The organism is Pontibacter sp. JAM-7 (assembly GCF_048548695.2).
GTDB lineage: Bacteria > Pseudomonadota > Gammaproteobacteria > Pseudomonadales > Balneatricaceae > Neptuniibacter.
Genome location: NZ_JBLYIF020000005.1, coordinates 162,592 through 174,063, shown reverse-complemented (window position 1 = coordinate 174,063; position 11,472 = coordinate 162,592). Strand labels below are relative to the sequence as shown.

General features: G+C 49.2%; 12 protein-coding genes. 4 read left to right on the top strand and 8 right to left on the bottom strand.

The annotated features are described in order from the left end of the window. Positions 1–36: 36 nt before the first annotated feature. The 3 genes from ACFVYJ_RS08640 to ACFVYJ_RS08630 are packed head-to-tail and all read left to right on the top strand — an operon-like array spanning position 37 to position 2,099. On the top strand, positions 37–864 hold the full coding sequence (locus ACFVYJ_RS08640) for an ion transporter (RefSeq protein ID WP_419415078.1): 828 nt from the start codon (positions 37–39) through the stop codon (positions 862–864). A gap of 4 nt (positions 865–868) precedes the next feature. After that, complete coding sequence (locus ACFVYJ_RS08635) at positions 869–1,660, top strand: lipoate--protein ligase family protein (RefSeq protein WP_419415079.1); 792 nt, start codon at positions 869–871, stop codon at positions 1,658–1,660. A gap of 43 nt (positions 1,661–1,703) precedes the next feature. Then, a complete protein-coding gene (locus ACFVYJ_RS08630) occupies positions 1,704–2,099 on the top strand; it encodes a hypothetical protein (RefSeq protein ID WP_419415080.1) in 396 nt (131 codons plus the stop codon). Here the strand turns inward: ACFVYJ_RS08630 and ACFVYJ_RS08625 are convergent. From ACFVYJ_RS08625 to exaC, 3 genes are all read right to left on the bottom strand, one after another. Next, a complete protein-coding gene (locus tag ACFVYJ_RS08625) occupies positions 2,093–2,521 on the bottom strand; it encodes a hypothetical protein (protein ID WP_419415081.1) in 429 nt (142 codons plus the stop codon). The two genes, ACFVYJ_RS08630 and ACFVYJ_RS08625, sit on opposite strands and share 7 nt — an antisense overlap. Then, entirely contained in the window at positions 2,518–2,826 is a 309-nt protein-coding gene (locus ACFVYJ_RS08620) for a hypothetical protein (protein WP_419415082.1), read from the bottom strand. Before ACFVYJ_RS08620 ends, ACFVYJ_RS08625 begins: the two co-directional genes overlap by 4 nt. Before the next feature lie 211 nt (positions 2,827–3,037). Beyond that, the gene (exaC, locus tag ACFVYJ_RS08615; RefSeq protein ID WP_419415083.1) at positions 3,038–4,558 is read right to left on the bottom strand and encodes an acetaldehyde dehydrogenase ExaC; all 1,521 of its coding nucleotides are present in this window, start codon (positions 4,556–4,558) and stop codon (positions 3,038–3,040) included. A 326-nt stretch (positions 4,559–4,884) separates the two neighbouring features. On the opposite strand from exaC, the gene ACFVYJ_RS08610 reads away from it, so the two are divergent. Continuing rightward, positions 4,885–5,667, top strand: a complete 783-nt coding sequence (locus ACFVYJ_RS08610; RefSeq protein ID WP_419415084.1) for an FRG domain-containing protein — start codon at positions 4,885–4,887, stop codon at positions 5,665–5,667. Between the two features lie 129 nt (positions 5,668–5,796). On the opposite strand, the gene ACFVYJ_RS08605 is transcribed toward ACFVYJ_RS08610, so the two are convergent. The 5 genes from ACFVYJ_RS08605 to pedF form a co-directional block, all read right to left on the bottom strand. After that, a complete protein-coding gene (locus ACFVYJ_RS08605; protein ID WP_419415085.1) occupies positions 5,797–7,566 on the bottom strand; it encodes a PQQ-dependent methanol/ethanol family dehydrogenase in 1,770 nt (589 codons plus the stop codon). 355 nt (positions 7,567–7,921) lie between these two features. Continuing rightward, the gene (locus tag ACFVYJ_RS08600) at positions 7,922–8,860 is read right to left on the bottom strand and encodes a quinoprotein relay system zinc metallohydrolase 1 (RefSeq protein ID WP_419415086.1); all 939 of its coding nucleotides are present in this window, start codon (positions 8,858–8,860) and stop codon (positions 7,922–7,924) included. Between the two features lie 13 nt (positions 8,861–8,873). Further along, positions 8,874–9,629: a quinoprotein dehydrogenase-associated SoxYZ-like carrier gene (locus tag ACFVYJ_RS08595; protein WP_419415087.1), complete on the bottom strand. Its 756-nt coding sequence runs from the start codon at positions 9,627–9,629 to the stop codon at positions 8,874–8,876. Between the two features lie 108 nt (positions 9,630–9,737). Then, positions 9,738–10,652, bottom strand: coding sequence for a substrate-binding periplasmic protein (locus ACFVYJ_RS08590; RefSeq protein ID WP_419415088.1), 915 nt, complete (start codon positions 10,650–10,652; stop codon positions 9,738–9,740). Then, positions 10,645–11,088 carry a cytochrome c-550 PedF gene (gene pedF / locus ACFVYJ_RS08585; RefSeq protein WP_419415089.1) on the bottom strand — a complete coding sequence of 148 codons (444 nt, stop codon included), beginning with the start codon at positions 11,086–11,088 and terminating at the stop codon, positions 10,645–10,647. Before pedF ends, ACFVYJ_RS08590 begins: the two co-directional genes overlap by 8 nt. Between the last annotated feature and the right edge of the window lie 384 nt (positions 11,089–11,472).

Genomic DNA, 11,472 nt, shown 5'->3' with positions numbered 1-11,472 from the left:
TGCTCAGCTAACTACCTGAAGGAGCCAACCTGATCCATGAACACCTCCGCACTGCAGGCACGATTTTACGAGCTACGTTCCAACAAAATTTTTGAAACCTTTGTCATTGCAGTCATCATCTTCTCCGCTCTGGTAATCGGCGCGAAAACCTATGACATTCCTGCGCCGGTGCTACAGCTGATCATATGGACAGATATATTAATCACGCTATTTTTTCTGGTCGAGCTTAGTATTCGTTACCTGGGCGAGCCGAATAAGCGGGAGTTCTTTAAAAGTGCCTGGAACCTGTTTGATACCCTAATTGTCGTTGTCAGCCTGATCCCGATTGAGGACAGTGAACTGGCGCTGATTGGCCGACTGGTACGTATCTTTCGAGTGCTGCGAATGGTCTCCATGGTACCTGAGCTGAGAACCTTACTTAACTCGCTGCTAATTGCCCTGCCACGGCTGGGTTATGTCGTGCTGTTGATGTTTATCATTTTTTATATCTATGGTGCGATCGGCGCATTTTTCTTTGCTGACATCAACGCCACACTGTGGGGGGATATTACCGTTGCCATGCTGACCCTGTTCAGGGTCATGACCTTTGAGGACTGGACCGATGTCATGTACGAGACTATGGCGGTCCATGGGTTTAGCTGGTTCTATTACCTGAGCTTTATTTTCCTCACCACCTTTGCGTTTCTGAATATGGTAATCGGTATTGTGGTCAGCGTGATGGAAGATGAACATGCCAAAGAGCGCGCTGCCAAAGCGGCTGCCGCAAATGAGCCAACCCTGCAGGACCTCTCACAACAGGTGGCTGAACTAAAGCAGATGCTAGAGACGCAACATAAACGCAACTCCGACACCATGGACCGCTAACCAGATGGCAGGGGAGAGCGCCGCTGCAGTCTTTCAGTGTCACCAGCGATGGCACCTGCAAAATGAAACGCTGAACACCAATCCACAGCACGCCGTCGACAAGGACAGTCAGTTGTTACGAGACGTGGCAGCAACCAAACGTGGCGCAACCATTCGCATCTGGGAAAATCCACAGTGCCTGGTCGTGACCCGTAAGGAAACCCGCTTTCCACAATTTGCTGCCGCCAAAGCTGCGATGGAAGCGGCTGGCTGGCCTGTTGTGGTGCGGGATAGTGGTGGCAGTGCTGTGCCTCACCATCCAGGCATTCTCAACCTGTCACTTATCTTGCCGCAACTACTGCAGCCCCGCTTTGATCTCGATACTCTCTACCTCGCCCTGTGTGAGCCCATTATTCTGGCGCTGCAAAGCTATGGCATTAAAGCTACCTATGGCGACACCCCGGGATCTTATTGCGATGGCCGCTTTAACCTCAATGTCGATGGCTTGAAAATCACCGGGACGGCACAACGCATGATGGTTGCCACGAACAACCAACAGCAGATTAGTCACGGTATTCTGGCTCAGGCAATGCTGATGGTTGAAGCAGATGCGGCAGCCTACACCCAGATCGTCAACCGATTTTACCAACTGTCCGGCGGCCAAAAACAATTCTCACCGACAGTCGCAACCAGCCTGGCCACGCTGGGTTTAACACCAGCTACCGATAAAACCACTCTCACCGACGCCATTCGCACTAGACTGATAAATAGCTGTGCCCTGCTCTGTGCGGCAGACAATCTGCCACAGGAAACTTGAACCGGTCGACAGCGTCATAGTATTGCTGATAGAGGGAAACATCATGAAAACGTTAGCCTTGTTCACCGCCACAGCACTACTGGCGGCCTGCTCCGTCCAGGTACCACGTACCCTGTCACAAGACGTATATCTGATTGATACTGAAATGGGCCTGATGTGCCATGTCACAGAATGCTATTACCTGGACCTGATTCATCCCTCTTGGCAGGAGATCGAAATCGCACTGGCATATGGCTTGCCGGCGGATGTATACAGCTGGAGCACAGAAGAGTTTCTGTCCCTATTACTGTCACCACCCAACGACCTGTACCGCGTCGAAAAGTTATCGGACACTGAATATAGCATCCCCCGCAATCAGGCAACTGAGTCAGCCTTTAATGCTCTGGACGAGGAAGATCTGCAGCTGTACCGAATTGGCGGTGAAGGACATAGCTACTGAGAACGGTCTGGATTTTCTAACCAGATGCGCCACGTAGTTGAGCCATTAATACGTAAGAAATATTTTCCCGGCTGCTGAATCAGATAACTGTCTTCACCTGCACCACCAATATGCAGATTTTGCACAACCCTGCCATCCGCCCGGTGCAAGGCCAGAACAAAAATGGCACCATCACTCTGATAACGTAAACGGGTCGGTTTTTCGATAATAAACTGCTCTGTTGACTGACTGAGCCTGCCAGTAAACCTTGGCACTGCAGCCTGGTGTCGTTTGACCGGATCTATAGCGTCATAACACAGCAAACGTGCTTCACCCGCACTGCGCTGGCGACATTCCAGCAATGCCTGACTGACAGACCCCTGAACGACAACAGGCAGCAAAGGCAACGACAACCACAGCACCCATAAAGCACCCTTACTCACTGCTCACCACCCTGTAATAACATAAGTTGCTTAAACTCCACCCCTTTATTAAGCAACACACAACTACGTTCATCGCTCGCATCCGGACAAAAAATTTTCACCCCCTGGGGAAAATGGCTGATATTTTGGCAACGCACCTGGAACAGTAAACCGCCATTGTCTGTTATTTCACGCGTTAAATTATCCCGACGGCAATCTGTTTTCAGAGATACCAGACGCAGTACCTGATAATCCATAACCTGAGCAAACGCTGGCGTAGCAAGCACCACCAGAGAAATAATCAATCCATAAAAGTTGGCAAGCATGCATCCTCCTGATAAGCATGCCGCAAATTTAACAGGCGAATACTGGAGAACCCATAATCCGGGAGGTTAATCAGAACTAAAGAATGAGGTTTATAGATTTTAAGCATAAAAAAACGGCCCCAAAGGGGCCGCAATCAAACGCAAGAAGCTACCAAGATAGCTCCTCTTGAAGAGAGCCGGAAGGACAGCTATCCGGCTCCCAGAGGCTCTGTTAGAAGAAGCCCAGCGGGTTAACGTCGTAGCTAACCAGCATGTTTTTAGTCTGCTGATAATGCTCAAGCATCATCTTGTGAGTCTCACGACCTACACCAGACTTCTTGTAACCACCGAATGCAGCGTGAGCTGGGTACAGGTGGTAGCAGTTAGTCCAAACACGACCAGCTTGGATGCCGCGACCCATGCGGTAAGCACGGTTCATATCACGAGTCCAGACGCCAGAACCCAGACCGAACTCAGTATCGTTGGCGATAGCCAGCGCTTCTGCTTCGTCTTTAAAGGTGGTTACAGAAACCACTGGGCCAAAGATCTCTTCCTGGAAGACACGCATATTATTGGTGCCTTTGATCAGGGTTGGCTGAATGTAGTAGCCGCCTTTCAGGTCATCATTGATCTGTTCAACGCCGCCACCCATCAGGATTTGAGCGCCTTCTTCACGACCGATGTCCATGTAACCCAAGATCTTGTCGAACTGTTCCTGAGAAGCCTGAGCACCCACCATGGTTTCAGTATCCAGCGGGTTACCACGCTTGATGTTCTTAGCACGGGCGATTACTTTCTCAATGAATTCATCAGCGATGGATTCCTGAACCAGCAGACGTGAAGGACAAGTACATACTTCACCGGAGTTGAAGTAAGCCAGGACAGAACCTTCGATACACTTGCTCAGGTACTCATCTTCAAAGTTCATTACATCTTCGAAATAAACGTTTGGAGACTTACCACCCAGCTCTGTAGTAGAAGGAATGATGTTTTCAGCAGCACATTTCATAATGTGCGCACCAACTGGAGTAGAACCGGTGAACGCGATCTTAGCGATACGCGTGCTGCTAGCCAGAGCCTGACCAGCTTCAGCACCGAAGCCGTTTACGATGTTCAGAGTACCCGGTGGCAACAAGTCACCAATGCATTCCATCAGGATCAAGATAGATACTGGAGTCTGCTCAGCGGGTTTCAGAACGATAGTGTTACCCGCAGCCAGAGCTGGGGCAATTTTCCACGCAGCCATCAGCAGCGGGAAGTTCCAAGGAATGATCTGGCCTACAACACCCAGTGGCTCATGGAAATGGTAAGCAACGGTGTTTTCATCAATCTCACCAATGCTACCTTCCTGCGCACGGATACAGCCAGCAAAATAACGGAAATGGTCGGCAGCCAGAGGAACATCGGCAGCCAGAGTTTCACGTACAGCTTTACCGTTGTCCCAGGTTTCCGCAACAGCCAGCCTTTCCAGGTTGGCTTCCATGCGATCTGCAACTTTAAGCAGTACGTTAGAACGTTCGATAGCAGAAGCTTTACCCCATGCACCTTTTGCAGCGTGAGCAGCATCGAGTGCTAACTCAATGTCTTCAGCTGTTGAGCGTGGGATTTCACAGATGGCTTCACCAGTAACAGGGGTGTGATTGGTAAAATACTGGCCTTTTACAGGCTCAACCCACTCACCGTTGATGAAGTTGCCGAAACGGGATTTAAATGAAACAACAGAGCCTTCTGCACCTGGCTTAGCGTAAATCATCTTCTAATTGCCTCTTTGTTTTTATCAACTCACTCGATATGGGGAGAGTGACGGTTAGATTACTCATAGATAGTAGCTACCCAGCGCAAAACACAGGAATCATCCATTGGATGTGAAAATTTAATTATTTGGTATTACTTTTTAAATCCTCATCAAATGTGAGGCCTTCAGACAGGCCCACAGGACCCTGTCTGGCAGCACGAAAGTCACTTTGAAATAATGTTTTACGCTATAAGCTGATTTAACGGTTATATAGAACATCAGTAGACAGGCAGATACACTTAGTCTGACAATAAAAACAATATGATGTTCAGCATAGGTGAAGCATGAGCCGCATCCATTATGTAAATACTTGGCAAGAGTTTCTCGAACTGGTTGAAGCCTCTGATTTAAGAGGCTGGGCGTTTCGAGGCCAGAAAGATGCTGCCTGGAAGTTGGAAAGTTCTCTCACCCGCTATCTGAATGAATATGTACCCGGTGGTCGCTGGGCGCTGCAGGAGGATCGGGCAATCCGCGTATTCAAGCGCAAAGCCCACTATTTCCTGAATGACACCACGGCGCTGAAAGATGACTTCCGCTGCCTGGCCCTGATGCAGCACCATGGTGCTCCAACCCGGTTACTGGATTTCACCAAATCGCCCTATGTCGCAGCGTTTTTTGCTCTGGAAGCTGCGACCAAGGAAGCTGCAGTGTTTGCCGTTAACACACCTGCCCTGTGGCACAAGGCAACCCCACCCGATGCGCCGGAATTAAACCGCGAAGCAATCGACCCCCGGCAAGGCTGCAACCTGAAGAAATTCTATCTGTCCAATCGCTACCCCGTAGTCTGGCCCGGGGAACCTTGGTCAATGGATCGACGTATCGTGGCGCAAAGCGGCACCTTCATGCTGCCAGGTAAAATCACAGAAACCTTGGAAGAACTACTGGATACCTATGAGTATTCCGAGCCCCTAGTGGCAAAAATCATCCTCAATCCCGCCATCAGGACTGAGGCAATGGAGGCGCTGTACCGTATGAACATTACCAGCGCCACCCTGTTCCCGGATCTTGATGGTCTGGCACGTTCGATTAAATATGAACTTGAAGTTCGCTGGGTCGGCCATCAATAGCCAGCACCCCATAGACATAAACGCCGCATAGTCCGCAGCCGACAGTCAACCACAAAAAAGCCAGCACACAAGTGCTGGCTTTTTGCTGGGACAAACCGGACCGCAAGCGGTCCGGGAAGTAAGTCAGACTTACTTAGGCAGTTTGAAGGTCCAAACAGCGCCACCCTGGTTCAGGTGTTTAACGCGTTTAGCAACTTCACCACCCCATAGAGGTACTGCACCACCCCAACCGGAAACAACGGAGATGTACTGCTCACCGTCCTGTTCCCAAGTAATTGGAGAGCCTACGATACCTGAACCGGTGTTGAACTGATAAGCCAGCTCACCCGTTTTAGCATTGAAGCCTTTCAGGTAGCCCTCTGGAGTACCGATGAATACCAGGTTGCCCGCGGTAGTCATAGCTCCACCCCATAGAGGTGCGTAGTTTTTGTAGCTCCATACCTCTTTACCGGTCTTAGGATCCATTGCACGCAGCACACCGATGTATTCATCGTTGGTTGGGTGAATAGTGAAACCAGCACCTAGGTAAGCAGCACCTTTTTTGTATGCAGTAGGTTCGTTCCAGATATCCATCTGCCATTCGTTAGAAGGCACATAGAACAGACCAGTGTCCTTGCTGTAAGAAACAGGCATCCAGTTCTTACCACCCAAGAAAGATGGAGCAGCTACAACTGTGCTACCTTTCTTGCCGTCTTTAGAGTCAGCAGGGTTACCTGGACGGAAAGCTTCATCAAGGATTGGACGACCAGTTTTTGGATCCAGACCTTTAGCCCAAGTAATCTTGTCTACGAACGGGAAGCCACGAATGAAGCTACCGTTTTCGCGGTTCAGGACGTACATGAAACCGTTACGGTCAGCAGTCGCTGCTGCTTTGATGGTTTTGCCGCCTTCTTTGTAATCAAAGGAAACCAGCTCGTTTACACCATCGTAGTCCCAGCCATCGTGTGGAGTAGTCTGGAAGTGCCATGCAATTTTACCAGTGTCTGGGTCAATCGCTACACGAGAAGAGGAGAACAGGTTGTCACCTGGACGCAGGTGAGAGTTCCATGGTGCTGGGTTACCAGTACCGAAGAACATCAGGTCTACGTCAGCATCGTAAGTACCGCCCAACCAAGTGGCAGCACCACCGGACTTCCACAGGTCGCCAGGCCAAGTTTTGCCCGCAGCACCGCCGGAGATTCCAGCTTCCATTTTTTTGCCATCTTTCCAGATGTAACCCATGTGGCCTTCAACGGTTGGACGAGTCCAAACGATATCACCCGTTTTAGCATCGTAAGCTTCAACTTTACCCACGATACCAAACTCACCACCGGAAACGCCGGTGATTACTTTGCCCTTAACTATGATAGGGGCAGCAGTGATGGAGTAACCGGCCTGGTAATCTTCAACGGTTTTTTTCCATACAACTTTACCAGACTTAGCATCCAGAGCGACCAGCTTGGCATCCAGAGTACCGAAGATAACCAGATCGTCGTAAAGAGCCACACCACGGTTGATTACGTCACAGCAAGGCATGATGCCATCTGGCAGACGTGCGTTGTATTCCCACAGCTCTTCACCAGTTGTGGTGTCGATAGCGAATACACGAGAGTAAGACGCCGTAACATACATTACGCCATCTTTAACCATTGGCTGAGATTCCTGGCCACGCTGTTTCTCACCGCCAAAAGAGAATGCCCATACCGGACGCAGGTCCTTAACAGTGTCAACATTCACTTTGTCCAGCGAGCTGTAACGCTGACCCTGAAGGCCCATGCCGTTAGAAACAACGTCATCAGTGGTCATTGCATCGTTCATAATATCTTTGTCAGTAACGCCGGCGTTCGCCAAACCAGCGATAGACACTGCTGCTACTAGGGCTGAAACTGCAAACCCTTTGCTGCGGCCAAATTTTTTCATTGTAGGCTCCTCTACGGATATTTTTATTGGCGTTCAGGAGAGAGCCGGGAAATCTTCCCGGATCATGCGTCTCATTGTTTTAGTTTGCCGAATTAGCAACAATTAAACGGCAGAACTAGATTTATAATCACTTGGTAGTAGTACCGTAAAATTTTCAGCATCTCGCAGAATAAAGTGCCAGAAATCTAAACCGGCCCAGATACACTGATAATGGTGCATAGAAAAAAATAGCACATATTTTGCGAGGTGTTTTTTCATGCTACCTTAGGCGCAATTTAGGCCTAGTTTCGCTTGAAAATATTTATTTTCAATATGCGAGGCAAAACAGCACATCTCGGACCCAACTGTTCAACTATTACTCAAATGCAGCTTCTTCATAGCTGGGGTATAGGTGCGCGACGGTACGTATAAACTCACGTTGGGTCAGTGCGATACCCGCAAAACGCGGATCAATTGGTAATTCAATCACTTCGGTCATACTCAGGCCACGCTCAGCAGCGCTTGTCAGGGTTGCGTCCAACCAAGTGAGATAATCGGCCATCTGCTGGTACGCTCTCCCGTCATCAACCACAGGGCCATGCCCAGGCACCAACAGTTTAAATGAAGTCAGCTCTAGCTGCTTAAGTTCAGCCAGCCATGTTTGCAGGCCAGGGGTATGCGGGGTTGTCAGCGCACGCTGATAAAATACCATATCAGAGGTAAACAACACCCCGGTGGTATGATCCATAATCACTAGATCAGCACCGGTATGGCCGGTGAAGGTCAGAAAAGAGAAGTGATGTCCGCCAAATTTCAGCACCTCTTGTTTCAGGACCTTATTGGGCATTGTGGATTCAGTATCTCGCATCCAGTCGCCTACCAAGCGATACATATTTTCCGCAAACGCGTTACCACTTTGTGCGATTTGGCGACCCGTTTCAGGCAGTGCCCAAATTGTTGCATCAGTAAACGCCTGGTTACCTAGGAAATGATCCGGATGGCTATGGGTGATAAACACATGCTTAATGGGTTTATCGGTCAGTTTTTCGATTGCCTGACGCATCTCCCGGCCATAGCGATAGGAGGGACCAGTATCAATAACGATGACACCATCATCGGTGACAATAAAGGCGGTGTTCACAATATTGCCACCATTATGCATGGTGAAGTCTTCCAACTTACCCTGCAACACCCAGGTATTTTCAGCGATCTGTTTGGGCTGCAAATTGTAGGTCAGTGGTGCAGCGAAAGTCATCGCCGGCGCAAGTAAGCTACAGCAGATATAAACACCTAACAGGCGGAGTAAAAGTTTCATAACTGTTCGTCCTTTACAGTGTCTGCTCGAATTCATTACCACCATTATCACGCATCCAGATAATGTGTTTACTGTCTGAATCGCGCACATCAAATGAAATCACCGGGTTCTCGCTCACCGGCTGAGACAATTCAAGCCGCGCCATATCGCCACCGTCACTATTACGCAATACAACCTGCTGAATGTAGAATTCAGGTATACCATCGGCCAACCCGGTATCCATTGGATGAATAACCTTCAGCTTGTAACGCCCTTGCTCTCCCCGGGCGAACAGTTTAGTTTTCATCTCACCCAAGTGGCTCTCCCAGTAAGGGTTAGCATTGCCCATGCTGGGTGCAGTACAACCGCCACCTGCAGCATCCAAATACTGGCCACCGACGTGCCAACTCCCATCCTTGGTTAATACGGCAGCCCGCACTGCTGTGCCCTGCTGTACTTTAATGCGCAGGGATACCCTAGGCACCACGTCCGGATGGGGATAGTAAGTAAAGATATGCTGAATTGGATTAAGGTCGGCCCAGGCAACAATTTTTACAATCTCGCCACTGTAGGCAGTCGCATCCACCGAAACAGGAGCCTGAGTCGGGTCCTCTGCAAATGCAGGCACCTCCACGACAATCTTGTCGTCAAACTGATAAGGCGCATCACCAATGAAAATTTGCCGCATATAATCCCACATCGGAGAGTTAAGCGGATCCTCGCTCTGTGCGGCGGTTGCCGTCGAGCAAAGACCTAAGCTCAACATGATGGCGATCATATGACGTTTCATAAGCACTCCTGCATGCGCATCCGGCTTTTCGGACCGGTTTATTATTGTTCACGTCTACTGAAATAAAGCCCCGTCAACGCGGGGCTAAGTTATTGACCGAGCAGTATATCAGTGAGCTATCTCCTGATAGAACGCCGGTTTCTCATAACGAAGTCCGTACTTCTGGAACACTGTTTCCATATCCCCGGATCTGACCATTTTATCGACAATATCTTCAACCGCATAACCCAGCTGCCGGTAGCTCTGCTTAATCGCCATGCCCAAGTCCCATTGCTGTTTACCCATCGCCGGATATGAGTTTTCACCCAATTTATAGGCAGATTGAGGGCGGCTAAACAGCAGCCAGTCTATCTCTGAGCGCATGGCCATCACCGCTGACACTTCCCCGTTTTCCAGTCCTTCATAAGCAGCCGCTGCGTTGGTGTAATGTTTGGTTTTATCCCGCATTCGGCCACCCGCGGCAGATGTCATGTAAAAAGATGGCAAACTATCGATCTCGACACCAATCGGGTGGTACTGAAACACTGCAATCGTGGTGACATGTTTCATTTTTCGACTGTCGTATACCACCTGCCAACGTTCGCTTTGATAAGGACCAAACATCACAACTTCTTCATTGATCAGCGCACCGGTTGAGTCCCTCATATAGGAAAACTCACGGTCATATGGCACACGCATCATGACATCGGCAAGGGTCTTCATCGCCATAGGATTGTCTTCATCCTTGTCGAGGTAGTGCCCTTTCCAGACATTGTTACGCAGATCATCTTCCAGATTTTCATCTGGCGTTATCCAGTGGACTTGCAACTTAACCCCAAGTTCCTTGGCGATCTGCTTGCCGATTTCGACATCGACACCCGCCGGTTTACCATTCTGCTCAAACGAAAACGGAGGAAAGTCCTTATAAACACCAATTCTGATATAACCACTGCTAATAACATCGTCGTAATAACGAGAATGCGCCAGGCTGCTAAGCAGGCTGGCGCATAGGAGTATTGCAGTTTTAAAGAGCTCTTTACTCATCAACTGCAACACTCTCCAAATAAGCACGAATTGCCCACAGAGCTTCCTGACTCAGATGCTCTGCCATTTTTGGCATGTAAACACGGCCATCACGCACCGCACCGTTACGCACACGGTAGACATACCATTCGTCACCTTCGAGACCAGGCTCCAGAAAACGCAGATCCGGTGCAATACCACCAGAGATGGCTTCCAGACCGTGACAACGGGCACAGTTCTGGGTGTATGCAGAAGAACCGATCTGGATAGCCAGGTCACGGTTTTCATAGTCAGGACCATATGGCTGGGTCTCAACCCACTCATCGCCCAGAACTTTAAGCCCGGTCACATCAACGTTTTGTGGCGTTACATCACCGTGCGCCATCACCTGGGCGGACAGTGCTGTTGCCAGCAGGCCTGCTGCAGCAAGACCAGAAACTTTTTTATTAATAAACATTCTTCATCACCACTTAATTAAATAGACTCTACGAAGCCAGTTTTACCTACCCGCAACTTAACTCATCCTTAAGCTTCCATATTAAGTCTGGGCTCGGATTCAGTAGTTCTTATTATGTGTCTTAAACTGACCTGATCTGAGATTTGAGCCGCCATGGACTTTGCTGCTATATGATATTGGTAGAGCAAAAAATCCAAGAATTATACTTTGGCTTTTATAAACTACTCCATTAGTACCCCTTCCTGCCATTTGCACGCCTTAGGTATCAGTTATTCAGGCACGCCCTCCTTCCTTAGCATTAATACTGGACATTTAATACCTGAAAGTATCCTAAGACCTCACAGAAGTATTCCTCTTATTACGGGCAATTAACCTTTATTACTC

Coding starts and splice junctions, on each gene's coding strand:
- ACFVYJ_RS08595 (WP_419415087.1), bottom strand. CDS start 9,629: ATGAAACGTCATATGATCGCCATCATGTTGAGCTTAGGTCTTTGCTCG.
- ACFVYJ_RS08630 (WP_419415080.1), top strand. CDS start 1,704: ATGAAAACGTTAGCCTTGTTCACCGCCACAGCACTACTGGCGGCCTGC.
- exaC (WP_419415083.1), bottom strand. CDS start 4,558: ATGATTTACGCTAAGCCAGGTGCAGAAGGCTCTGTTGTTTCATTTAAA.
- ACFVYJ_RS08620 (WP_419415082.1), bottom strand. CDS start 2,826: ATGCTTGCCAACTTTTATGGATTGATTATTTCTCTGGTGGTGCTTGCT.
- ACFVYJ_RS08610 (WP_419415084.1), top strand. CDS start 4,885: ATGAGCCGCATCCATTATGTAAATACTTGGCAAGAGTTTCTCGAACTG.
- ACFVYJ_RS08605 (WP_419415085.1), bottom strand. CDS start 7,566: ATGAAAAAATTTGGCCGCAGCAAAGGGTTTGCAGTTTCAGCCCTAGTA.
- ACFVYJ_RS08635 (WP_419415079.1), top strand. CDS start 869: ATGGCAGGGGAGAGCGCCGCTGCAGTCTTTCAGTGTCACCAGCGATGG.
- ACFVYJ_RS08640 (WP_419415078.1), top strand. CDS start 37: ATGAACACCTCCGCACTGCAGGCACGATTTTACGAGCTACGTTCCAAC.
- ACFVYJ_RS08600 (WP_419415086.1), bottom strand. CDS start 8,860: ATGAAACTTTTACTCCGCCTGTTAGGTGTTTATATCTGCTGTAGCTTA.
- ACFVYJ_RS08590 (WP_419415088.1), bottom strand. CDS start 10,652: ATGAGTAAAGAGCTCTTTAAAACTGCAATACTCCTATGCGCCAGCCTG.
- pedF (WP_419415089.1), bottom strand. CDS start 11,088: ATGTTTATTAATAAAAAAGTTTCTGGTCTTGCTGCAGCAGGCCTGCTG.